The sequence below is a fragment of the Cyanobacterium sp. genome, from assembly GCF_054166785.1.
In genome coordinates, this window is record NZ_JBSZCP010000057.1 from 54,957 (window position 1) to 77,734 (window position 22,778).

24 protein-coding genes and 2 tRNA genes are annotated in these 22,778 nt (G+C 33.6%); 12 read left to right on the plus strand and 14 right to left on the minus strand.

The features are described from left to right. The first annotated feature begins 34 nt into the window (after nt 1-34). The 5 genes from ACXITR_RS11720 to ACXITR_RS11740 all read left to right on the plus strand — a co-directional run bounded on the left by ACXITR_RS11720 (nt 35) and on the right by ACXITR_RS11740 (nt 3,740). On the plus strand, nt 35-1,465 hold the full coding sequence (locus ACXITR_RS11720) for a type I restriction-modification system subunit M (RefSeq protein WP_457997402.1): 1,431 nt from the start codon (nt 35-37) through the stop codon (nt 1,463-1,465). Between the two features lie 176 nt (nt 1,466-1,641). Next, nucleotides 1,642-1,896, plus strand: a complete 255-nt coding sequence (locus ACXITR_RS11725; RefSeq protein WP_457997403.1) for a hypothetical protein — start codon at nt 1,642-1,644, stop codon at nt 1,894-1,896. Beyond that, complete coding sequence (locus ACXITR_RS11730) at nt 1,886-2,179, plus strand: type II toxin-antitoxin system VapC family toxin (RefSeq protein ID WP_457997404.1); 294 nt, start codon at nt 1,886-1,888, stop codon at nt 2,177-2,179. The genes ACXITR_RS11725 and ACXITR_RS11730 overlap by 11 nt, the downstream gene beginning before the upstream one ends. Next, on the plus strand, nt 2,154-3,530 hold the full coding sequence (locus ACXITR_RS11735) for a restriction endonuclease subunit S (RefSeq protein WP_457997444.1): 1,377 nt from the start codon (nt 2,154-2,156) through the stop codon (nt 3,528-3,530). The genes ACXITR_RS11730 and ACXITR_RS11735 overlap by 26 nt, the downstream gene beginning before the upstream one ends. A gap of 78 nt (nt 3,531-3,608) precedes the next feature. Next, nucleotides 3,609-3,740: a hypothetical protein gene (locus ACXITR_RS11740; protein WP_457997405.1), complete on the plus strand. Its 132-nt coding sequence runs from the start codon at nt 3,609-3,611 to the stop codon at nt 3,738-3,740. Between the two features lie 135 nt (nt 3,741-3,875). Here ACXITR_RS11740 and ACXITR_RS11745 read toward each other — a convergent pair whose 3' ends face one another. Beyond that, complete coding sequence (locus ACXITR_RS11745; protein WP_457997406.1) at nt 3,876-4,208, minus strand: hypothetical protein; 333 nt, start codon at nt 4,206-4,208, stop codon at nt 3,876-3,878. 59 nt (nt 4,209-4,267) lie between these two features. Here ACXITR_RS11745 and aat point away from each other — a divergent pair, with 59 nt between their 5' ends. Continuing rightward, nucleotides 4,268-4,840, plus strand: a complete 573-nt coding sequence (gene aat, locus ACXITR_RS11750; RefSeq protein WP_457997407.1) for a leucyl/phenylalanyl-tRNA--protein transferase — start codon at nt 4,268-4,270, stop codon at nt 4,838-4,840. A 78-nt stretch (nt 4,841-4,918) separates the two neighbouring features. Here the strand turns inward: aat and trpA are convergent, their stop codons facing one another. The 3 genes from trpA to ndhL all read right to left on the minus strand — a co-directional run bounded on the left by trpA (nt 4,919) and on the right by ndhL (nt 6,342). Next, entirely contained in the window at nt 4,919-5,713 is a 795-nt protein-coding gene (gene trpA, locus ACXITR_RS11755) for a tryptophan synthase subunit alpha (protein ID WP_457997408.1), read from the minus strand. A gap of 68 nt (nt 5,714-5,781) precedes the next feature. Then, complete coding sequence (locus tag ACXITR_RS11760) at nt 5,782-6,072, minus strand: DUF3007 family protein (RefSeq protein WP_457997409.1); 291 nt, start codon at nt 6,070-6,072, stop codon at nt 5,782-5,784. 18 nt (nt 6,073-6,090) lie between these two features. Then, on the minus strand, nt 6,091-6,342 hold the full coding sequence (gene ndhL, locus ACXITR_RS11765) for an NAD(P)H-quinone oxidoreductase subunit L (protein ID WP_457997410.1): 252 nt from the start codon (nt 6,340-6,342) through the stop codon (nt 6,091-6,093). A gap of 183 nt (nt 6,343-6,525) precedes the next feature. Between ndhL and hrcA the strand changes: the two genes are divergently transcribed. The 3 genes from hrcA to ACXITR_RS11780 all read left to right on the plus strand — a co-directional run bounded on the left by hrcA (nt 6,526) and on the right by ACXITR_RS11780 (nt 9,015). Further along, a complete protein-coding gene (gene hrcA, locus ACXITR_RS11770; RefSeq protein ID WP_457997411.1) occupies nt 6,526-7,623 on the plus strand; it encodes a heat-inducible transcriptional repressor HrcA in 1,098 nt (365 codons plus the stop codon). Nucleotides 7,624-7,727: 104 nt separating this feature from the next. Then, nucleotides 7,728-7,799 (plus strand) — tRNA-Asn (locus ACXITR_RS11775). A gap of 73 nt (nt 7,800-7,872) precedes the next feature. Continuing rightward, the gene (locus ACXITR_RS11780; RefSeq protein WP_457997412.1) at nt 7,873-9,015 is read left to right on the plus strand and encodes an anhydro-N-acetylmuramic acid kinase; all 1,143 of its coding nucleotides are present in this window, start codon (nt 7,873-7,875) and stop codon (nt 9,013-9,015) included. 7 nt (nt 9,016-9,022) lie between these two features. Here the strand turns inward: ACXITR_RS11780 and ACXITR_RS11785 are convergent, their stop codons facing one another. The 9 genes from ACXITR_RS11785 to pyrE all read right to left on the minus strand — a co-directional run bounded on the left by ACXITR_RS11785 (nt 9,023) and on the right by pyrE (nt 20,654). Beyond that, on the minus strand, nt 9,023-9,241 hold the full coding sequence (locus ACXITR_RS11785; protein ID WP_457997413.1) for a DUF4327 family protein: 219 nt from the start codon (nt 9,239-9,241) through the stop codon (nt 9,023-9,025). Between the two features lie 312 nt (nt 9,242-9,553). Next, nucleotides 9,554-11,974 (minus strand): hypothetical protein, encoded by a 2,421-nt coding sequence (locus ACXITR_RS11790; RefSeq protein WP_457997414.1) that lies wholly within the window; start codon nt 11,972-11,974, stop codon nt 9,554-9,556. A gap of 102 nt (nt 11,975-12,076) precedes the next feature. Beyond that, nucleotides 12,077-13,741 (minus strand): phospholipase D family protein, encoded by a 1,665-nt coding sequence (locus tag ACXITR_RS11795; RefSeq protein WP_457997415.1) that lies wholly within the window; start codon nt 13,739-13,741, stop codon nt 12,077-12,079. 37 nt (nt 13,742-13,778) lie between these two features. Next, a complete protein-coding gene (locus ACXITR_RS11800; protein WP_457997416.1) occupies nt 13,779-15,164 on the minus strand; it encodes a DEAD/DEAH box helicase family protein in 1,386 nt (461 codons plus the stop codon). Between the two features lie 118 nt (nt 15,165-15,282). After that, nucleotides 15,283-16,317, minus strand: coding sequence for a DUF2357 domain-containing protein (locus ACXITR_RS11805; protein ID WP_457997417.1), 1,035 nt, complete (start codon nt 16,315-16,317; stop codon nt 15,283-15,285). 192 nt (nt 16,318-16,509) lie between these two features. Continuing rightward, complete coding sequence (locus tag ACXITR_RS11810) at nt 16,510-16,815, minus strand: hypothetical protein (protein WP_457997418.1); 306 nt, start codon at nt 16,813-16,815, stop codon at nt 16,510-16,512. 107 nt (nt 16,816-16,922) lie between these two features. Next, nucleotides 16,923-19,025 carry an AAA family ATPase gene (locus ACXITR_RS11815; protein WP_457997419.1) on the minus strand — a complete coding sequence of 701 codons (2,103 nt, stop codon included), beginning with the start codon at nt 19,023-19,025 and terminating at the stop codon, nt 16,923-16,925. Between the two features lie 368 nt (nt 19,026-19,393). Continuing rightward, complete coding sequence (speD, locus tag ACXITR_RS11820) at nt 19,394-19,807, minus strand: adenosylmethionine decarboxylase (RefSeq protein ID WP_457997420.1); 414 nt, start codon at nt 19,805-19,807, stop codon at nt 19,394-19,396. Nucleotides 19,808-20,084: 277 nt separating this feature from the next. Further along, a complete protein-coding gene (gene pyrE / locus ACXITR_RS11825; protein WP_457997421.1) occupies nt 20,085-20,654 on the minus strand; it encodes an orotate phosphoribosyltransferase in 570 nt (189 codons plus the stop codon). Between the two features lie 70 nt (nt 20,655-20,724). On the opposite strand from pyrE, the gene ACXITR_RS11830 reads away from it, so the two are divergent. Continuing rightward, nucleotides 20,725-21,162, plus strand: a complete 438-nt coding sequence (locus tag ACXITR_RS11830) for a hypothetical protein (RefSeq protein ID WP_457997422.1) — start codon at nt 20,725-20,727, stop codon at nt 21,160-21,162. A gap of 8 nt (nt 21,163-21,170) precedes the next feature. Here the strand turns inward: ACXITR_RS11830 and ACXITR_RS11835 are convergent. Continuing rightward, nucleotides 21,171-21,243 (minus strand) — tRNA-Ile (locus ACXITR_RS11835). Nucleotides 21,244-21,487: 244 nt separating this feature from the next. Between ACXITR_RS11835 and ACXITR_RS11840 the strand changes: the two genes are divergently transcribed. Then, nucleotides 21,488-21,739 (plus strand): hypothetical protein, encoded by a 252-nt coding sequence (locus ACXITR_RS11840; protein WP_457997423.1) that lies wholly within the window; start codon nt 21,488-21,490, stop codon nt 21,737-21,739. A gap of 31 nt (nt 21,740-21,770) precedes the next feature. After that, the gene (locus ACXITR_RS11845) at nt 21,771-22,778 is read left to right on the plus strand and encodes a hypothetical protein (RefSeq protein WP_457997424.1); all 1,008 of its coding nucleotides are present in this window, start codon (nt 21,771-21,773) and stop codon (nt 22,776-22,778) included.

Below are 22,778 nucleotides of genomic sequence, written 5' to 3' on the forward strand. Positions count from 1 at the left end.
AAACAAACAATTTATTATTTAACACCAGAAATTTATGGACGTAGTAAGCAAATTATGGGGTTTATGCAATACCCTGCGACATGATGGAATTGATTATGGTGATTATATCGAACAGTTAACCTATCTGTTATTCCTCAAAATGGCAGATGAAAAAGCCATTGACGTTCCCCCCGATTGTGATTGGCAAACTCTTAAATCCAAGTCAGGAGAGGAATTAACGGAACATTATCTCAATCTACTTCGTACCCTACAAAAACAGTCGGGTTTGTTGGGTGACATCTTTAACCAAGCCATGCCTCGTTTTAATAATCCTGTCAATTTAAAAAAAGTAATTAATATTATTGATGAGATTGAATGGACAAGTTTAGGGGTGGATGTAAAAGCGGAAGCCTTCGAGGGATTGCTAGAAAAAGCGGCAAGTGAAGGTAAGAAGGGCGCTGGGCAGTATTTTACCCCTAGGGTTTTGATTCAGTCTATTGTCCGTCTTATGAAGCCCGATCCTAGAGAGAGCAAAGACTTCAAGGTTTGCGATCCTGCCTGTGGTACTGGTGGTTTCTTGGTTTCTGCTTATCAATGGTTATTAGATGAAACGGGGGGAGTATTTGACAGGAAAGAGATTAAACGTATTAAAAATCAAACCTATTACGGACAAGATTTAGTACCTCGTCCTCGCCGTCTGGCTTTGATGAATCTTTTTTTACAAGGATTAGAGCCGACTATCTATCTGGGGGATGCTATCTATGAGCCTGATAGTGGCGACCGCTTCGACTGTATTTTATCTAACCCCCCTTTTGGTACTAAGGGAGCGAATCAGTTACCAATCCGAGATGATTTTACTATTGAAACCAGTAACAAACAACTTAATTTTATTCAACATATCCTCACCATCTTAAAACGAGGTGGTAGAGCTGCGATTGTTCTTCCTGATAACTGTTTATTTGAAGATAAGGCTGGGGAGGTGTTTAAGATTTTGATGGAGGATTGTAATATTCATACGGTGTTAAGACTGCCCAGGGGTACTTTTACGCCCTATTCTCAAGGGGTTAAGGCGAATGTCATTTTTTTACAGAAGGGTTTACCCACCGAGAATGTCTGGATATTCGATGCTCGTTCAAATGTACCAACGGTAACGAAAAAGGAACGCCCCTTAACTAAGGCATATTTTGAAGAATTTGAGCAATGTTATGGAGATGATCCCAACGGTAGGGCAAAACGGACGGATTTAGGCATTGAGGGGCGGTTTAGATGCTTTTCTCTGGATGAGATTAAGGCTAGGGATTATAAGCTCGATATTACTTGGCTTAAGGATGAAAGTTTGGAGGATGCGGACGATTTACCTGAGCCTGATTTTTTGGCTAGTGAGGCGATTACGGAGTTAGAGGCAGTGGTTGACAGTCTTAGGGAGGTTTTAGAGTTGATTGAGGGCGGAAGTGCGAAGGCAGAAGGCAGAGGGAAGATAAGTTAATGTCATGCTGACGATAGGAAGCATCTCTCGAAGATTCCTCGTTTCACTCGGAATGACAGAAAAACCTATGTCATGGTGACGGAAAGAAGCATCTTTCCGAGATTATTTATTTAACTTACAATGACAATCATAAAGACTCGGAATGATATAAAAACTCTTAGATAAAGTAAAAAACTATGTTAAATATTAATTTGGATCAAGAATCAGAAAAATATTTAGTTGATATTATCAGTAAAGAAAATACTAATAGCGATGAATTAATTAAACGTCTATTACGCAATTATTGGTCACAATTGACATCATCGGAAACCATTTTAGAGCGTCTTGATGGAATACCAAAACATTTATTAAATGGAGAAGAAAATTTGTCAGATCGTGATATTCGTAAACGAATAATAGCCGATAAACTTAAACAAAAATATGTGCAATAAATATTATCCACAAATATTAATAGATACGGGAATATTAGTTGCTTTTTATAACCTTAATGATCAATACCATGATCAAGTTATCAATTTTTTTTCGGAGTGTCGTAGTCATTTACTTACTAGCGTTGCTTGTGTCACTGAGGTAATGTGGTTACTTGCACCTGCAATTAAAGTACAAAATGAATTTTTATGGGCTTTGGAAAAAGGTGTATTTATTTGTGAACATTTAACATCCTCTGATTATCAAAGAATTATGTCACATTCAAACAGGGAAAAAAGACGTTAATCAGGGAAATCCCAATGGAAAATACTATTTTTTTACTTGTGCATCTGAACCATTAAGGAGTGATGATTATATATTTGATGGAGAATCGATTTTGTTACCGGGTAATGGAGCAAATGTAGGTTTAGTGCTTTACTACAATGGTAAATTTGATCTTTATCAGAGAACTTATGCTTTAACAAATTTTTTCATCAATGGAAAGTATTTATATTTCTACTTTCTGGCTAACTGGAAAAATAGCTTGATAGATAAACAATATGGATCAGCAACCAATTATATTAGGTTAGGTAATATAACGGAATTTAGTGTTCCGATCGCCCCTTTAAATGAACAAAAACGAATAGTAGCGAAATTAGAGAAGTTGTTAGCAAAGGTGAATGATAGTTGCGATCGCCTTTCCAGAATACCAAGCATCCTCAAAAGATTCCGTCAATCCATCCTAGCTTCCGCTTGTTCAGGGCGTTTAACTGCTGATTGGAGAAAATCACATCCAGACATTGAACCTGCTGAGGAGTTATTAAAACGTATTCAAGAGGAGAGAATAAAAAGCTATGAGGAAGAATGTGCCAAAGCAAAGGCAGAAGGAAGAAGAAAACCTCCATCCCCTAAATCAAGTGAAATAGTAGATTATGATGTCGATACTTGGAAAATAACAACATTAGAGTCTGTTGCCGTTAATATTGTAGATTGTCCTCATAGTACCCCTAAATGGTCTAATAATGGTTTAATCTGCGTTAGGACAACTAATTTTCTACCTTTTAAGTTAAATTTAGAAGATGTTAAATATGTTAGTTATGAAACTTATCTTGATAGAATTTCAAGACTTAAACCTCAAGAAGGAGACATACTTTATAGTAGAGAAGGTGGAATACTAGGAATTGCTTGTCAGATACCAAAAGATACTGAAATATGTTTAGGTCAAAGAATGATGCTGATTCGTTGTTCTTCTGAATTGTTTGATGATAGATATATGACAATTCTTTTAAATTCAGAAATAGTGCTTTCTCAAGTTAGAAATTTAATTACTGGTACTGCTTCACCGCATTTGAATGTAGGAGATGTTAAAAAATATACAATAACGATTCCACCTCTTGAAGAACAAAAAGAGATCGTGAAAAGAGTAGAAGCATTATTCAGAAAATGTGACCTAATCGAACAAAGATACTTAAAAGCCAAAACCTACACCGATAAACTAACTCAATCAATCTTAGCCAAAGCCTTTCGAGGGGAATTAGTACCGCAAGATCCCAACGATGAACCAGCAGAGATATTATTAGAGAGGATTAGAGAAGAAAAAGCCTTAACCGAAAAATCAAAGAAAGGGAAAAAGACAAGCAAACGCAAAACCACTTAACCGCCTTGTCATTCATTTTCCCCCTTTTTGTCATTCTGAGTGAAACGAAGAATCTCCCAGATACTTTCTATCGTCAGCATGACATTAACTTATCTTCTCATAGCCGAAAAATCCAGCCCACACCGATCGCACTTACCAAACTCCCAGAGAGAAGGAATTTTAAACCTAGCTCCACAACTCGGACATTTAGACAATAGCTTTAAATCATAGCGATACCTTCGGGATCTGCTGTGCAGCGCGCACCTCCAACTAGACTTATATTGCCATTCAATGCCATGATAAGGGGATTCACCATAATATGGCACTGTACATTAGCCCTCTCCTCTACTCAACATCATCCCCAAATTAATTATTTCCGCAACAAGTATCAATACCTAAACTTCTGAGAATTAAATCACTGACCGCATTGGCGATCGCAAATTCACTATAAAAACTTTTCTGAAAATCAAAAGACTGCATCTCAGTAACAATGGCAATTACCAAAGAGCCTAAATCATTTTCCCCCTCAAGACGATGACGAATAAAAATTTGGGAAGCTCGATAAGCAATAGTTTCATTAATAGCTTCGGGCAAAAATTCCTCATTTAACCACTGGTGAAGATTATGCCGTAACCAATTGGCTTCTAGCTCTACATTTTCAAGGGGGGGTAAAACAATGGGAGGAATGGGTTGAGACATGATTAAATATTACTATATGCGTTCTCTTAATAACGATTATATAAAGATTTTCCATCCTTATGATAGATATTGCCTCCATTATTCAAGGATATGCCCATGGTAATTTTTTAATGGCTGATGATTACGATAACTTGGGTTGGTATTCTAGCAACGAGCGCACCCTAATCCCCTTAGATGAACGTTTTCGCTATCCAAAGTCTTTGCGACGAGTTTTAAATCAAAATAAATTTTCTGTAGCCATAAACAAAGATTTTATGGGGGTATGTTTAGGATGTGCGGATCGGGAAACCACTTGGATTTCTGATGATCTAATGAAAATATATCTTAAACTCCATCAAGCGGGATGGGCTTACAGCTTTGAGACTTGGCAAGGGGATAAACTAGCGGGAGGTATTTTAGGTATCGTTATTAAAGGGGCTTTTATTGGGGAATCGATGTTTTTTAATATTCCCGATGCTTCTAAGGTAGCCATGGTGAAATTAGTGGAGCATTTACGAAATCGTCATTTTGTGTTGTTTGATGCCCAAATGCAGAATCCCCATCTTGCTCGATTTGGCTCTTATGTTATCGAAAATAATGATTACATTAGGTTATTAAACAGAGCTTTGGATTGTAGTTGTCAATTTGATTAAAATTAGGTGTCGGTTTCGGAGATTAAATTCTTTATGGAAAAAAGTTATTGTGTGGTGGGCAATGCCCACCCTACGGGGTTATTTGATAGCTTGTTTTAACTCGGCACAAAATTCGCCAATCGCCCTTAAACCATCTTCAGGGTCTTGATTTGCCAATCGTTTCACAAAAGCACTACCCACAATTACCCCATCAGCACCCCATTCCCTGATTTGGGTGGCTTGACTCGGTTCAGAAATACCAAAACCGACCCCAATGGGCTTATCGGTGGCGCTATTCAACTGGGCAATCAAATCCTTTACCCTCGTTTGGATTTCATTTCTCATACCCGTAACCCCCGTCACACTAACTAGATAGATAAATCCTTGGGATTTAAGGGCGATCGCCTTTATCCTTTCCATGGGGCTTGTGGGGGCAACCAACAAAGTAACCTCAACCCCATTAGCCTCCGCTAGTTGTAAGAAATTTTCCGCCTCCTCAAGGGGTAAATCAGGTACCACCAAACCCTTAACCCCAGCCTCAGCAATTTGACTCAAAAACTGTTCGGCACCACGATAAAAAATGGGATTGTAATAGGTAAATAAAATGATGGGAGTAGATACCTTCGTTACCACCCTTTTTACTAAATCTAAAACCTGATCAAGATTAACCCCCTTTTGTAATGCACGGGTAGCCGCCGCTTGAATCACAGGGCCATCCGCCAAAGGATCTGAATAAGGTACTCCTAACTCGATCATATCAGCACCATTTTCCGCCAAAAGGGCGATCGCCCTTTCCGTGGTAGCCAAATCAGGATCCCCCGCCGTAATAAAAGGAATTAAGGCACATTCACCCCTTTGTTTGAGGTCAGCAAAACATTGAGAAACAGAACTCATTTAAACTATTAATATAAAAATTTTCTTAGCATTAAAATCATACATTAACCTGAGTTGCCTTTAGAGATTTATTGCTTATCACCCATCAACTTCTCAACCTCTTCGGGGGATAATTTTTCCAACTGTTTCGCAAAAAAAGCATCATCATAATCCTTCACCTGCTTATGATAGGTCATATCATTGGTGAATACCCGAATAACATAGGTAGATACCCAACCAATTAAACCCAACACCAATACCACCTGACTCCAGATACCAGCATCGGCAGCATCCAAACCCAATACTTGGAATACAAAGTAAATCACGCCCCCAGCCAAAAATACTCCGAAGGCGACTAAAATAGCGTCAATTCTTCTCATGGTAATAAAAAATTGTGATTAATTTAACTCCCGAGGACGGGGACGAAAATTGAGGAAAGGACTAAATAAGAGCATTCCTGGAAAAGAAAAGAACACTAAAAAATACATAAATGCCCTTTCAAAAGAACTAGCCACATACCAACGTTTATTTAAATAAAAATAGACTCCAGCAGGAAGAATCAACAAGTATAAACCACTGAGACTAAGATATAAAGCCGCCGTGATAATAGTTTCTAGGTCAATATTTTCAATACTTAACAGATTTTCCATCACTAAATTTTAAATAATAAATAAAATTACTTACCGTAGGTCACGGCTGACCTCATTATAAAACAAACTGACACAAACCATGGACAATTGCTTGATCTAAAAAGAAAGTAGAAACGCTATACTAACAGAATATGAATATTTTCTTAAAATTAGTTTTGTTCACCATAAATCAATGTTTACAAGATGACTGTTCAAGTTAACCTTAGTGAACGCCATCAAAGAATATTACAGGCAACCGTTAAACATTATATCGCCACTGCCGAACCTGTTGGCTCAAAAACTTTAATTCAAGAATATGATTTCAGTGTAAGTTCTGCCACTGTCCGTAATGTCATGGGCAAGTTGGAAAAGGCTGGTTTTTTATATCAACCTTATACTTCTGCGGGGCGTATTCCTTCTGACTCTGGTTATCGTATTTATGTAGATAGGCTTTTACCTTCCCAAAAACCTCTTAAAAAGTCCTTGGCAAAGAGTTTAAGTAATAAGGTTGGTTCGATACAAAATAATTATGAGATTCTTTTCAAAAAAATTACTCAGGTTTTATCGGATTTGAGCGGTTGTATCGCTTTGGTTACTTTACCTCAAACCACTAGCAATATTATCTATCATTTACAGTTACTTAGAATTGCAGAACAGAAAATAATGTTGGTGATGGTGATTGATAATTACCAAACTGAGTCGGTGTTATTTGATCATCACGATTTCAATTTAGATCATGATAGCCATACAGGGGAGGTCGTTGACCAACAGTTACAGATGTTATCTAACTTTCTTAATCATAAACTTAAGGGGCGATCGCTCTTTGACATAGATGATTTAGATTGGAGTGAATTAGAACAAGGGTTTAAGCAGTATGCCCATTTTATTAATCAACTTCTGGAAAAAATTACCGAAAATTATCGTATCGCTAGCCATAGCCCCATTATGGTCCAGGGTATTGCCAAGATGATTCGTCAACCAGAGTTTGCCCATATCGAACATTTACAAATTCTTTTACAATTGTTAGAGGAAGAGCAGGAGCAACTTTTTCCTGTGGTATTTAATTTAGATGAGCAACAACAATCTTTTTCCAAGGTAAAAATAACCATCGGCTCAGAAAACCCCCTCCAATCGATGCACTACTGTAGTTTAATATCTTCTAACTATTATCAGGGGAGTTACCCCGTGGGTAGTGTGGGTATTATTGGCCCTACTCGCATTGCCTATGAAGATGCCATCGCCTTGGTGGAATCTACTGCCGATTATATTTCCCAAAATCTTAGCAAATCCATGGATAATTGATGGAAATTGAGGCTGAGAAGGATTTAAAGGCATTTTCAAAAAAAATTATTTTTCCCTTGCTTTTTTTTTAATCAGTAGTTATAATAAATAACTGTGAAGAGCAATCCTCGATAGCTCAGTGGTAGAGCGGTCGGCTGTTAACCGATTGGTCGTAGGTTCGAATCCTACTCGGGGAGTTTAATAAAAAAATATCAGAAGTTACTCCAAGAGCCTATAATAACCTGAGAATAGTTGTTATAGGTTTTTTTGATGATTGTTGTTGGTTTAATGAGTGGTACTTCCGTCGATGGCATTGATGCGGGGGTAGTGGAAATCAAGGGTGATGGTTTGGATTTAGATGTGCATTTATTGGCAGGACAAACTTTTCCTTATCCTGATGATTTGCGTTCTCAAATTTTATCGGTGTGTGAGGGCGCTAGTATATCCATGGAGGAGTTAGCTACATTAGACAGTGCGATCGCCTCTTGCTTTGCCGATGCTACCATTAATGTTATCCCAGAAAATGTCAAGGTAGAACTAATTGGCTCCCACGGGCAAACCGTATTCCATCAACCAGCCCACCATCATCACCTTGGTTATAGTCTGCAACTAGGCAGGGGAGATTTAATTGCCCACCTCACCAAAATAAAAACCGTCAGTAACTTCCGTCAAGCGGATATTGCCATGGGAGGGCATGGGGCGCCCCTAGTTTCAAAAATTGATTTGTGTCTTTTTTCCCACCCCAAACATCACCGCTGTTTACAAAACATTGGGGGTATCGGCAATGTTACCTATCTTCCCCCCACCCACCAAGCCCAGTGGCAACAATCTATTATGGGTTGGGATACAGGCCCGGGGAATGCTTTAATTGACTTAGCAGTACAAAAATTTAGTAATAATCAAAAAACCTATGATTTTAATGGGGAATGGAGTCGGCAAGGAAAACCCTGTATGCCCTTAGTTAAAACATGGTTAAAACAAGATTTCTTTAGCCAAAAACCTCCTAAATCTACGGGGAGAGAATTATTTGGACATTTATATTTAGAGCAATGTTTAAAAGATGCCCAACCCTTGGAGTTATCCGAGGCAGACTTTTTAGCTACCCTCACAGAATTAACCGCTTCTTCCATTGCTTACAACTATGACAAGTTTTTACCCCACTTACCCCACGATTTAATTTTAGGGGGAGGAGGCAGTAGTAATAGTTACTTAAAAGAGCGACTACAGGCAAATTTACCCACCGTAAACCTCTTAACCACCGATGACTTTAACGTTAGCACAGAGTTTAAAGAGGCGATCGCCTTTGCCATCTTAGCTTATTGGCGTGTCAACTCCTTTGCGGGCAACTTACCCGTAGTTACAGGGGCGAAAAAAGAAACCCTCCTCGGAGAGATTCATTACCCCTGCCCATGAAAAAAAATTAGTCATCCCAAGTTTCTACTACCAGAATATCACTCACAGGGTCTTGCATCGAAAAGCCGTAAGAAACTAATTCCGACCTAAAAAATGACCATTGATCACCAAATAAAAGTGCAATCTTGCCGATACTATCATCAGGCTTAATAATCTGGGAATTTACCAATGATACGACTTTTTGTTGCAACTTCACCATGGGATGAATTACTTGCTTATGGGGCATAAAATTTCTAATACTTTACTAAAACGATAAAAGTGATTTGATTGTTGAGTAATCTATCGAACCAAGGAAAACTATATATTTTGCTTAGGGAGTAATTTTTAGTCTTCCTATTCCATTATTAGCATATTTTATTACAGTTGGCAACCCTAGAGAATTTTCTGAAACTAATAAGTATTGCAATGGCATCGATTATTACAATATTTTCTAAGGTTGTCAAAAGAAGATAATAATTGACTTAGTCATTAAATACTTAAATTAGTTTTGTCTTTGGCTAAAAATTTTCAATCATCATAGTTTTTTTCAATACAACTTCTAATCGATAGTTATTCTAGGAATAGATTTATTACTACCTTTACCATCCAACAATTTAGCAAATAATTCATTTAAGCTAGTATTATTATTCTCTATACGAACTAAATTAGCTCTTATCTGATAATTTTTAAGTTTATTAATCAATAATTTAGCTAATTTGTAACTAGAAGAATTAATGGATACGAAATCATAATCTATTTCTCTAAAAGTTAATAAATAAATTAGTGAGATTAAAGCATTCTGCAAATAATCTTTACTCTTATTATCTCCCAAATCAAGACTTAAACAATGGTTAGAAATACTAAAGAAATGATGTTGATAATTTAACCATTTACTTGAGTTATCAAAATTAATATACCATAGTAAAATCCTAGCATATCCCCACAAATAAGGTTCGGTTTGATAAAAATATTTATCTTCCTGAGGTGAATTATTCAAAAATAATTTAAAATACTTTTTTTGTCTTGATAAATTACAACCTAGTCTCGCTATATTTCTTATATATTCCTTGAAATTAACAGTATAATAATTTCTGATTTGTATTTGAGTCGCTCTTGCTGTTAATTGATTTTCCTCAAATAAGTAGTTTAAAGACATACTCTGCGTTAACCGATAACTTTTACCTAGCACTAACAAAATGTCATTGTATAAATTAACTATATGTGATCTTTCAGGTTGATTTATGCAATTGATATTTGTTTGACTTAATTGATCTAGTATTTTTTTTACTACTTCTTCTAATTCACTATATAAATTAAGCACCTGATCAAAAATATATAGGGAATTATTTGTTGATATATAGTCTAATATTGTCGGTAAACTACTATTGATTTCTAATCTTAATCTTCTTATATTTTGAGCATGATTTATAATTGTTTTACCTCTATTATGTGTAACTATAAGAGGTTGTATTATGGTTAATTCTTCTGTTATTTGTGTTAATTGTTGTTTAATTTGTAAAAAAGTGCCTAATAATTTTACCTTACCTGCATTAGATAAATCTTGTCGAATATTATAGATATTATTTGAAGAAATATAACCTAAATTATCTAACTCAGGGGGAATTTCTAAAAAATTATTTAAAATACGATTATACTGATCAATAACTTCTAATTTAGGAGGTTTACCAGGTTGAAGAATAAAACATATTTTTATTAACAAATTATTATCTTTTTTTTCATCGTAATATTGATTTTCAACTTTAAACATTTTTTCTTGAGATGTTTCCTCGTCAATCAAAGATTCTCCATTAATGGTAAAAGGTAAATAAACAGAGGGAATTGAGATTTGAAATTCTGTTTTATATTCGCTATCAACTTGACTAAAATATTCTCCATAAATTTTTTCTTCCTTTTGCCCTTGATAACAAATTTTTTCTGGCAAATTTATTTCTATATCTTGATTCTTTTCTTTTCCTTTGACATAGAAACTAATTCTATCTAAATGCTGTCCATAAAGGGGGAAATTATTATTTTTTGCATCTAACCAAATCTCTTTAAAGAATGAAAAAATGTCAGGTTTAACAATAATAGCTTTAGTCGATAGTGATGGATTAATTGACCGTAATTCATAGCTACTAATTACCAAGAAATTATACTTATCATTATTTTTGTTAATGATATTAGTTAATTCTCGCATTGGAAACTCTTGGTCAATAATATTTGTAATTTCTGTTGTATTTAAATTATGATGATAGAATTTATCTTCTAAATAAATCAGAAGAAGAAAAGATGTAATATTGTTATTCTTTTGATTATTTATTATCTTAAATATGTTAATTTTTTTGAGATATTTAATAAGCTCATTTTTTAGATTAACATCTAATTTAAGTTGTTTGAGAATATTTTCTGCTATTTTTGTTAAAATGCGATCGCACTTTTCTTCATATTTAAAAGATAACTTTAAGGCTTGATAATCATTAAGATTACGAGTATCAATGATAGGAATGGGATAATTAATTTTAGGATGAGACTCGAAAGTTAGAGGAATAATTTGAGGAGGGGTAAAATCATCAAAATTATAAATAATTAAAGGTTTATCAAAACTATAAAATTGATTTATTTGTTGAGCAAAATTCCAGTAATAAAAAACAGGTGAAAATAGATAAGATGCGTGTAAAGCACTTAATCCAAAAGCATTAGCGGGACGAATAATAAAAATTTCTTCTTCACTATTATCTTCTATGAAAAATCCCAATTGTTGCTTAGACAATTTTGACTGATTGATAGGTATTAACTGAGAAGATAAACAAGAAGGTAATACTGGCAAATCTAAAAACTCTTCGTCTTTATTTCTATATAGCAAATCTTTATAGTTTAAAAGTAAATTTTGCTTATCATTAGAAATATTATCTTCCTCTCCAAAAACTTGAGTGTATTGGCTATATTCGATATAGGATTCAAGGTTAAAAAATCTGCTCATAATATTTACCGTTAATTAATAATAATTTAATGAGTTAAATTGCTTCTTGGATTCAAATAAATTAAGAAAAAGAATAAATTTTTTCATAACTTCTTTAGAATTTTATAATTCCTTTAACTGCTGCTTAATTTTCTCTATCTTTTCTCGCTTAGTAATTTTGTAGGTTAAATCATGTAAGTTATAATGACCAAAAACAAAATCTTGACTACTAATATAAGCAACTTGATTGCCAACAATCGTCACTTTACTATGAAGATAAGGAATTTTTTTAGCAGGTAAATCACTACAATTAAAATTACAATAATAAATGTTGCAAGGCAATTTTTTAAATAAGTTAGTTTGTATCCCATTAGGTTGAAAATTGCGAGTATAGATAACAATTTTTCCTTGAGGATTTTGCTTAAACTGTTGCAAACTACGAGTTAAATCTTCTTCGTATTGACTGGGGTTTAAAAAATATTTATCTAAACTAATAGTATCATTTTTAGGAATCAAATTTTGTATTTCAAATCCTCTAATAGTAGGGAAAAACTGAGCTTCACTTTTATTGTCCCAAAGATAGCTAAAATACTTCACTAAAAATTGATATTCTGATGAATGAGAAAATAATATTCCAGCTTCTATATTCCTACTTAAACTACCTCCCGTTAAATTACATGAACCAAAGTACGCCATTTTTTCACTAATATAAGTTTTGAGATGAAAATTGCCACTACGAAAACCAATTCCTGCTTTAGCTAATAAATGTAAACATGATTGTTTCTTTTCATTGGAGGAAGAATATTCTAAAATATCTTCTCTTTCTTCTTCCATATTGCTATCCACCAAATCTTGCACCTTATCATTAAAATCCGTTACAATCCAAATTCCGAAAGGTAACTGTGAGGATTTTTTTACAATCCTATCAATAATATTTTCATCTTCAAGGCGATAACTACTAATTAATAAAAACTTTTCAGCTTCATCAATTAATTTATATAGTAATTCTCTATGTTTTCCTTTTTTAATTATTACTTGGTTATTACCAGTTATATTGTTGTTATCTAATGAAGAAAAAATAAAATTTGTAGGAGAAAGTGTTAAATACTTTTGTTGATAAGCAGTTACTAATAAATTATCAGAGGAAGAAAAAGGATTATCTTTTAAAATTTGGATACCTTCCTGCAAATTGATAGGTAAATCTTTTATTCTTAAGAAAGCTATGCAGTCATTAAAAAGAGGAATAAAATAACTGTTTAAATTAGAATTAGTAAGAAAGTTACTGATAATTGTCAGAGGCTGTTGTAAAAAAAATAAATTAACTTCATTTAAAGCATTTTGCTTCTTATGGTTAATAATGGAGTTAGTTTCATGTTCAGATAATTTAAGTTGGTAAAATCCTTCACATATATCAATTAAATTAACAGGAATTTGCTCATCATTAGAGGCTAAACGTAAAACAGAAATTTCTTGAGACTCTTCTGGAATAAATTGATAATCATATTGTATGGGTTGAAAAGTATCTTTAGATTTTCTTGAGAATTTAATTTTGTCATCGATTATGATAGTTGACTTATCTAAATTATTTTTTAAGAGATAGTTAGCTATGTTGGGCGGAAGAAAATTTAAGCCAAAAGACTGATTAAAAGTTGATAAATTAGAGATATTTTGTTGCGTGGCTATAGCTTGAATATCATTAATAATAGTTTTTAATGAAGTGCGTTTAACGCTATCTTTCTTTTTTGGGATTTTCTGGTATTTGCCCTTAATTTTCCAATATAGTTCCATTTTTGTCTTATTGTTAATAATTTAAAGAAAAGTTTATTTAGGTTAAAGCTAAATCTCGCTTAATGGTTATGGTATTTTGTTCAAATAGAATCCTTAAACTTGAATTTTCGTAATAAGTTTTATCTCCCAAAATTGTTAGGGAATATTTTGCCCTTGTGAAAGCTAATTTCAATTCTCTTAAGGTTGGCTTATCTTTATTATTTTTATCAAGGATAATCAATAAGTTTTCTGCTTCTTCTCCATGCCAGTCATTTATTGATGTTGTAATCTGTCTATTCAAACTAGAGTCTAATTGTTGTTGAATAACAATGAATGTTTTTTCTGAGAAGGTTAATATTTTATACTCTTGATTTTGTAGTAGATATTGCTTTAAGATTAAAATCATTTGTTGATGATTAACAATATCACGCCAAATGAAACTGCTTTCTGAAGTTGAGTTTTTCAACGGATAAGAATTAGAAGTGGGAGTGTAAGGATAATCATTATAAAACAAAGGAAAACTTTTTCTAGCTAAGTCGATAGTTAAGCGATGATTTTCTTTTATTTCTATACGATAAGCAGGGGATAGATTATTAAAAAGTCTTCGGAAAAAATTGTCATTATCTAATTCTCCTAGTAAGATTAATTTTTGACTATAGTGAGTTATCTTTTCAATGATTGTTTGAGTTAATAAATGACTATCTTCCACAATAACCATGTCAAAAGTCTTTTCCGAGACTAACTCCATATCATTGACTAAACAAGTTTGGGGAAAATTAACGCTATGGATGGTTAACTGTGTTAATTCTTCTAAATCTTTCTCCCCAATATTTTGATAGTTTTGTTTGAGATATTCTCTTTGACTTAATAGGTTAGAAAATCTCTCAATTTTTGTCATCAATAAAATACGTCTGTTATCAGAAACATGAGGAAATATTTTCTTAATTTCTTCCTTTAGTTTTTCTTTATTCCCTTCTGCGACTAATCCTAATAACTTTTGAGTGTTAGTTTGTAGGTTATCTAAAAGAGTATCTGGTAAAAGATAAGTAGGAGTAAAGTTAATTTCTGGATTTTGTATTTTTGACTTTAGCCAGTTTTTTACTGTTTGATAATATTCACTTTTATTATTTATCTGTAATGACTTTAGGCTAAGATTTTGATATTGATTTAAACTACTCTGGTGAGAAGAAATGATTAGGGTTGAGTTTTGATTTTTGATAGCAGTGTTTAATATTGCTTTTGCTATTTCTGTTTTTCCACTAGCAGGATTTCCAGCAATTATCACTAAAGGGAAGTTAGATAATCCTAACTCAATGGCTTCTTTTTGTTTTGTCCGAAAAGGAAAATTCTCTTGATAACAGGGCAAATTTAATGGGATTCTTGTATTAATAAAACTTACAGGAGTTTTTGTTACTTTATCAATTATATCTAGGGGCAAATTCATGATTTTTCAATATTGTTAGAATATTTAATTATTTGTAATAATAAAGAGCGTAATAATAAATATTATTTAATAGTTATATCTCTTTAAGTTCTAGCCATTGTAGGGAATACTCACTTTACTATTGATATTCTTTTAACCAATAACAAATTTTTTCTCTAATTACCTTGACTGCTGTTTCTAAATTATCTTCTAATGGATGAGGTATTTGTATCAGATTAATATTATTATTAACTGTCTCTTCTTCTGTTTTGTCTGGGGAAGGATATAAATAGAAATAAACAGAAAAACTATCGGAAAAATTTTCTGGTATTGTCTCTAATACTCTGGCTTTTGGCTTATACCAAAAAATCCAAATTGCCCATTGTAAGTTAGATATTATTGGTTCTCTTGCTGTTATTTTTTGAATACTAATATTTACTTGAAAATCTCCTTTTTGTATATCATTAGTTTCTTTAATATTAAAAATGAATGCTGAATTAGTTAGAAGACAATAAATTTTTAATTCTTGTTTGTTGTTTAAAAACTTACCTTCTTTGGGAATATCTAAAATATTTATTTTTGTTTGACAATCAATATAACTTCCTTCTAATGTTAATAATGCTTCTATCCATAAAAGTTTTATAATATCTACTAATAAAGATTGACGAAATCCCCAAAATTTTTCTTTATCCGTACGTCTTCGTAAATAGTCTTGGTAGGCTTGATAAAAACTACGATAAATGGGATTTTGTTGTAAAACATAATTTGGTTTTCCTGTAAATACTGCTGTACGGGGAATTGCTTTGACACTTGGCTCTTGACGAAAACGCTCAATTGCTGTCCCGAATGATTTAGCTTCTTGGTAACTACTGCGGTAGTCTTGGCATTCCAAATGTAGTAAGTCACAAAACCCTTTTAAAAAACGATTTTCTGGAGTATTAAAGTTTTGATAGCGTTGAATGCCCATCAATTCTTGTCTTGCCCCTGCTTTTTCGATCGCACTTTTGCCAGGACGACGAATATAATCTCTCAAACAATAGGCATCCATTTCTTGAATATGACTTAACGGCATCATTTCAGCTACACGATTAAGCTGAGAACGTAACTTAGGAGCAATTAATTCTAATTTATGCCTTAATTCATATCTTTTATTAAGGGCTAAAACTAGGGGCAAACGAGCATCTTCTTGGCTTAACTTTTCTAAACTATTTTCTATCTTTAATGGAGAGATGTTTTTCTTTTGATGATGGTTTGTTAAGCTATCAAATAAACCAATAAAAATACTGATAGTTTCTGCTGTAGTTCGCTCAAACTTATGTCCTAACTGTTCTGCTAACCTTTTTGCTAAATCTTCATCATTCGTTAACTATGTCTCATCTAACACCTCATCTTCTAGGTAAAAATGAATAAATTCTCCTTGGTTTGTTTCAATAGTAATTAATTGAGCTAATCTTTTATTAGTGTCAAAATCAGTTACTTTTACCAAGGGAAATCCGACTTCAAATAAACTTTTATCTCTTCTAATTAAAAAACTATATTCATATTTTAATTCTTCATTATCTACTAACTGTAATAAAGGACGATGTTTGCTTATTAAAGTAACAGGAAAATCGGAGTGAAAAGAATTACTTTTTTTGTTGAAATAATCAGCAATGCTGGAATAATAAAACATTTTGATCCAAAAATAGTCTATTTAAAGTATGCAAAAAGAGGTTTTGGTAAAGACTGGCAAAGGGCTTAAATCCCTTGTTTGTAGCTTATAAAATGTAAAATTTGAGGTTATGCTTTTTCTTGATAAACCATACCTTTCCACTGAAACTGTCCGTATTGCCCATTACAAGCGACTGTAAACGCCTGTTTCAGAGACTCATCCCCCAATTCGTCAACCAAATTTTTTAACCTATCTAAATGGGGTTTAACATTGCTATCCTCAACCATCAACCCCCTTAATTTAGGTAACAATTTTTGTCCAAATTGATCAGCTATAGCTTCTTTTCTAATACTTTCATCCTGTAAGGCATTAGGATAGTTTATCACGTAAGATGCGATCGCCTGATAAACCCGATGGGCAAAAGGTCTTCCCAAGGCCTCCATAATGGCATTAACTTGATTAACATAGTGTTTTACATCCTCCAAAACGCTACTACCCTCTTGGGGTTGCTGACACCAACTATTAAAAGTTTCCCAAGATAAATACTCTTTCGGAATCTCAACATTCTGCCTTATTCCTCTTAACTTCAACTGGGGGGGTTTCCCAAAAGTTAATACATTTGCCCTATCTAATACTTTGTCAGACAAAGATTGAGTCGTTTCATCCTCATTCATCGTCCCCACGAACAAAAATTGTTCAGGAATTTTAACCCTTTTTTGCTCTTCCGATAACTTTAAACTACCAGCCTCAATTTCTAAGAAAGTATCTTTATTTCTTCTAGTTTCCAACTTAGATAAAAAGTCACTAAAATAATACTCTACCCTAGCCAAATTCATCTCATCTAACAACACTAAAACCATGCGATTGTGCAAATCTGATTGCCTTTGGTGCTGATAAAGATAACGCATTAACTCAGTAGGTTTGTATTTTTTCTCAATATAATTAAAAAACCCTTGTAAATCTTGAGGAGAATCCCAACGAGGTTGCACAGGTAACATTACCAAAGGTGCACCAATAAACTCTGCATAGGCTTGGGGCAATTCACTTTTTCCTGTACCACTAATCCCAGCCAAAATAACTAAAGCAGAAATATCCTGCACCTTTAAGGAAGTATGAAAAGCATTAACAACCCTATCAGAAAAAGTTAACCCTTTTACACTCAAATATGTTTTAAATTGTGTTAAAAATAGCAATTCATTATCATATTGTTTTGGTGTATTAGCTTTTATTGTTACAGGAATATTTAAGGCTTCAAAAGCGTATTTAACACTATTTTTTATTTCTTGTAAATCTTCTTTTAATCTTTTGATTTCGTCTTCTAAATTCCCAATAATTCTACTCTTTCTTTCCCCTTCTAACTCCTTAAGATGAATCTCATTCTCTAGAGTTTCTCTGTTCGTATCTAGAAATTCCATTTGACGCTTTAAGCTAGTTAAGCTATTTCGTTTAATTTGACATTGTGATTCTAATTCCTCTAACTCTCTTCTGAGTAAATCAGCTTGTTGAGCTTTTGTTTCAATGGTTTGAATTTCTGTAGTGATTCTATCTCTCTCAGCTTGTAAACGAGGTATTTCCAAAGATAAATTTTTTTGTTGATTTTCTAAAATTTCATACTCATGTTTTAATGCATCATAAGTAGTTCTAAATATCTCTAACTCCACTACTTTTTGATTTAAACTCTCTAATTGTTTTTTTAACTCATCTAACTTAGTCTGTTTCTCAACATAATCTGCTGAAATTTTAGCCAAGAGATTTTTTTGAGTTTCTCTTTGTACTATTTGTTTTTTTATAGTTGCTAATTCTCCATTAAGTTCATTTATTTCTGTCTTTAAAGATTTACTTTGTGCTTCTCTTTTTTCTAACTCGTCTAAATTATAGTTTTCTTTTTTTATTCTCGCAATTCTTTTTTCTAAATCTTTTTCTTCTAATTGTAAATCATCAATTGTCCCAGTTAATAATATTTGCTTTTCTTCTAAATAATCTAACTCAGCTTTGATTTTTAGTGCTTTGTGTAATCTATTATTTTCATCTCTCAATATATTTCTTTCTTGGGCGGCAATACTCCGACGACTATTGATTAGGGCGTTAGAAGCGTAACCTCCCATTGCAGTTGTCATCAAACCCATAAATGTTTGTAAAAAATTACCTCCAGTAACGTTAATAATACCTGCTACCACAAAACCCGTAATTGCTGGAAGTAATTGAGGAATAGAAGGATACAATTTTTTCATAACGCTGATTTTCTTGAGATGTTAGGTAATATTTATTAAAATTATAGATGAAATATTCCTAATATCAACATAATTATATAAAAGTTTATAATCCTCTGACTAAATGCTTTTACAGTGTTCAAAAAAAAATTACTGAAAATCATTGTAATTGTGTTGATTATTACAATATTTTCTTTGATGTTTAAAAGTAAAGATATAACGAGAGATTAGGCATAAACCAAACTAAAAAAAGTAAATTTACGCCTAATCATCATAGTAATAGATCTCGTTTTTACCTGAAGTCAATGCCATAAAAATTTATTAGCTAGATAGTGATTTTTTTTGACATTATCAGGAGAGATTTTTTAGACAATGTTACGAAGAAAAGTTTAACCTACCGCCTGTAAATCAGAAACAAAATTTTCACTGATAACATCAGTTAATTGTTCATGAATTGGTTGTTCAAAACCCCTGTCGATTTCTCGCATGGTGGCTTTTTTGGCTTCTAGGGCTACTTGTAACACCTTCATGGCTTCCTTTGGTTGCCCAGCACCACAGAAAAATAAATCTGCGGCAAAGTAACCATGTTCAGGCCATGTATGAATAGCAATATGAGATTCCGCTAGGGTAACGGTAGCTGTTACACCATGGGGACTAAATTGGTGTACACACATATCAATCAATGTCGCCTTACCAGCACTAATGGCATCTAACAATGCTTGACGGATTCTTTCAGGACTGTTTAAAAGATCTGCCGGTGCTTCCCAAGCGTCTACCACTAAGTGTGTACCCACTTTATTCATTCTTGTCAACTCACTCTATACTCTCTTTGATAATTTGCATTGGCGAGAATTTAATTTTTTTTTTAGCACTACAGCACTAACCGCCACTCTTCTATAAGAAGAATATTTAGGAAAATATTGGTAATTGGTAAAATCCTTTTTCTAATTTTCCTGACCGGGAATGCTGACTAGATTCCTCTAGGGGTAACGATTGTAACTTTGAAGTGCTTGAAAATTTATTAATCTCACGTGATATACAATCATAGACAAAAAGGTTTAATTTGTCAACAATTTTTATCTATTTTTCTTTGTTTCTAGCTTGAATGTCGGCAATGGTGAAAATACTTTCAAATTCTAAGCCTTGGGATTGATAAAACTCAGCCCCGCCCGCTTGACGATCCACTAGGGATATAATTTTATCAACTTTGTATCCTGCATCGGTTAGTCTTTCTACGGCCACCATGGCAGATTTACCCGTGGTGACAACATCTTCTAATACGGTAACCATCGCCCCTTGGGCTAAACTAGGCCCTTCAATGTAAGCCTTAGTACCATGCCCCTTAGCTTCTTTGCGGATAATTAGGGCTGGAATGGGGTTATTTTCATAGGCAGAAACGACACTTACGGCACTCACCATGGGATCAGCCCCCAGGGTAAGCCCTGCAACGGCTTGGACTTTATCAGAGAGCATTTCATAAATTAATTTACCCACCGTCAAAGCCCCCTGCGCCCTAAGAGTAACTTGTTTGCCATTTAAGTAAAAATTGCTTTTTTGTCCAGAGGATAGGGTAAAATCTCCCTCTTGATAGGCATACTCTACAAACATATCTAATAGTTGTTGTTTGAGAGATAAGCTGTTATTTTCCATAATGTTAAAGATATTTAATTCTAGTTTTCGTTACAATTAGAGCAAACATGATTTTAGCAAACAATTAATTATGTTCCCAAAAATTTCTCGTTTTGTCACCATCGCAGCGTTAACTACCCTTACCTGCGTCATTAATCCCCCCTCTGATGCGAAAGCCTCGGATGTTGATTTGATAGCCCAAAGCCGTCACAATACTACGGAGGTAGTTACATCGGAAGCTACTCTCACATTTCCTGAATTGCTCGATGAGGTGTTCCACTATCACAGCGGAGATTTCTTTGAGAAATCTTCCATTACAGGCTTTCTCGACTCTATGTTAGGTTTAAGACATGGTACCCAAGGTTCTTATCCTGAAAATAGTATTGTTCGGGATGGTTTTCTTTTGAATGTTATTATGAGTGATTATTTTAAACAACTCCAAGAAGGTTCTCCCCGTGTACGCACAAGGGATATGGATAGCCCTTTTCGGGATTCTTTGAGAACTAATCCTGATTACTTAGCCCCTTAGGGGTAAAATCCAGGGTACAGGAGTTGAACCTGTCTAGGGCGAATTATGAGTTCGCTGCCTCAACCGCTCGGCCAACCCTGGTCACTTTCACCATTATAAAAGATTATGGTACCCTTTTGTCAAATCTTAAAGGTTATTTTTTGGTGTCAATCTAGGTTAATCTTTTTGTAGTTGTTTGTTGATGAAGAATATTTTTCTTTACGGTTAACCATTTAATGAGGTATGAAACAAGGCTAACTAATATAGTTTATTCTCATTTTTTATTTATTGATGGATTTTTTTTCGTCTTTTTTTTAGTTATTAAATATTGTTATAATTATTGATTATGAATGCAGGTGTAATTACTTTTTTGGTTGTTATTTTTGGTAGTATTTCCGCTGGAGTCGCCACCGGGGCGATCGCCCATTATTTAGGAAATCAATCTTTGGCAGGGATTTCATCTCCCCAAGAAAATCCTACTACCCAATATATTGATCGTAATAATAGTTCTGGACAACAGTTTTCTTTGATCAATGAACAAGAACTTTTAAAGGAAGTTAACGAAATTAAACAAAGACACAAAAATTCTCGAAGATAGTCCATTAATTCTTATTTTATAAAGATAATAAATGAATAGTGATTCTGATAAAAAAATAGAAAAACCTTGGTGGAATCGTCCGTTATGGGGCGATCGCACTATGGTCGAAAAACTAGAATCCATCATCCATCAAGAGCAAGAAAAAATACCTCAAGAAGTAGTAGAACATCACGAACAGGTGATGTCAGAATTGAAAATTTTAACCCCCATTGGTCGAGCCTTAGATAACCCAAAATTTATTGAGCCAGAATTTGTCACTTTTTTTAATATCACCAATCTTTTTGCCCAAGAAATCGGAGAATATCAAGGACTTAGAAACTACGTATCCCTTTTTCGAGTAGCCGTGGAAGCTCAAAATACCTTCCTGAAAATTGAACAAATTGAATTATCCCACCGTAGTACAAAACAACAAAAACTTTATCAGTTTGTATTAAGAGAATTAGAAGAAAGACTCAAACCTGAAGAATTTATCAAACAATTAAACGCAGAAAAAGAACTAATTTTACCCGACATCAAAACCGAAGAAGGAAAATTTGCCGTTAATTCCTATGTACAAACCTTAGAAACCATAGCCCGTCAAGATGAATTAGCCTTAAAATTACTATACCTATTTAAAAAATATAATTTAGAAGACTTTTCATTACTAAAAACAGTTTCAGATATGATTGATTATCTGTTAACTAAAAATCTACAAAATTTTGATGAAATCGTCCTATTTATCCAAGCTAACCGAGAAAAATTTATCAAACTTAGTAACATTATTGAAATTCCTCCAGAAAAGACTAGGGATGAGGATTTCGCTAGAATGTTTCAGTACATAGCCCTCAAGAAAAAATATCAAGATATTTATGTCCAATTCCAAAGATTACTAGAATTATTAACCCTCTGGAATAATTTTTATCAAACCGCCAAAGATATTAGAAGCCACTACCCCCTCACCGAATATGACCATCCCGCCGAATTTGAAAAAGCAATTCCGGGGGAAGATTTATACTTTAGATACAAAAATATTATCAATCAGTTGAAAAAACCAGAGTAA

Coding starts and splice junctions, on each gene's coding strand:
- ACXITR_RS11720 (WP_457997402.1), top strand. CDS start 35: ATGGACGTAGTAAGCAAATTATGGGGTTTATGCAATACCCTGCGACAT.
- ACXITR_RS11725 (WP_457997403.1), top strand. CDS start 1,642: ATGTTAAATATTAATTTGGATCAAGAATCAGAAAAATATTTAGTTGAT.
- ACXITR_RS11730 (WP_457997404.1), top strand. CDS start 1,886: ATGTGCAATAAATATTATCCACAAATATTAATAGATACGGGAATATTA.
- ACXITR_RS11740 (WP_457997405.1), top strand. CDS start 3,609: ATGACATTAACTTATCTTCTCATAGCCGAAAAATCCAGCCCACACCGA.
- ACXITR_RS11745 (WP_457997406.1), bottom strand. CDS start 4,208: ATGTCTCAACCCATTCCTCCCATTGTTTTACCCCCCCTTGAAAATGTA.
- aat (WP_457997407.1), top strand. CDS start 4,268: ATGATAGATATTGCCTCCATTATTCAAGGATATGCCCATGGTAATTTT.
- trpA (WP_457997408.1), bottom strand. CDS start 5,713: ATGAGTTCTGTTTCTCAATGTTTTGCTGACCTCAAACAAAGGGGTGAA.
- ACXITR_RS11760 (WP_457997409.1), bottom strand. CDS start 6,072: ATGAGAAGAATTGACGCTATTTTAGTCGCCTTCGGAGTATTTTTGGCT.
- ndhL (WP_457997410.1), bottom strand. CDS start 6,342: ATGGAAAATCTGTTAAGTATTGAAAATATTGACCTAGAAACTATTATC.
- hrcA (WP_457997411.1), top strand. CDS start 6,526: ATGACTGTTCAAGTTAACCTTAGTGAACGCCATCAAAGAATATTACAG.
- ACXITR_RS11780 (WP_457997412.1), top strand. CDS start 7,873: ATGATTGTTGTTGGTTTAATGAGTGGTACTTCCGTCGATGGCATTGAT.
- ACXITR_RS11785 (WP_457997413.1), bottom strand. CDS start 9,241: ATGCCCCATAAGCAAGTAATTCATCCCATGGTGAAGTTGCAACAAAAA.
- ACXITR_RS11790 (WP_457997414.1), bottom strand. CDS start 11,974: ATGAGCAGATTTTTTAACCTTGAATCCTATATCGAATATAGCCAATAC.
- ACXITR_RS11795 (WP_457997415.1), bottom strand. CDS start 13,741: ATGGAACTATATTGGAAAATTAAGGGCAAATACCAGAAAATCCCAAAA.
- ACXITR_RS11800 (WP_457997416.1), bottom strand. CDS start 15,164: ATGAATTTGCCCCTAGATATAATTGATAAAGTAACAAAAACTCCTGTA.
- ACXITR_RS11810 (WP_457997418.1), bottom strand. CDS start 16,815: ATGTTTTATTATTCCAGCATTGCTGATTATTTCAACAAAAAAAGTAAT.
- ACXITR_RS11815 (WP_457997419.1), bottom strand. CDS start 19,025: ATGAAAAAATTGTATCCTTCTATTCCTCAATTACTTCCAGCAATTACG.
- speD (WP_457997420.1), bottom strand. CDS start 19,807: ATGAATAAAGTGGGTACACACTTAGTGGTAGACGCTTGGGAAGCACCG.
- pyrE (WP_457997421.1), bottom strand. CDS start 20,654: ATGGAAAATAACAGCTTATCTCTCAAACAACAACTATTAGATATGTTT.
- ACXITR_RS11830 (WP_457997422.1), top strand. CDS start 20,725: ATGTTCCCAAAAATTTCTCGTTTTGTCACCATCGCAGCGTTAACTACC.
- ACXITR_RS11840 (WP_457997423.1), top strand. CDS start 21,488: ATGAATGCAGGTGTAATTACTTTTTTGGTTGTTATTTTTGGTAGTATT.
- ACXITR_RS11845 (WP_457997424.1), top strand. CDS start 21,771: ATGAATAGTGATTCTGATAAAAAAATAGAAAAACCTTGGTGGAATCGT.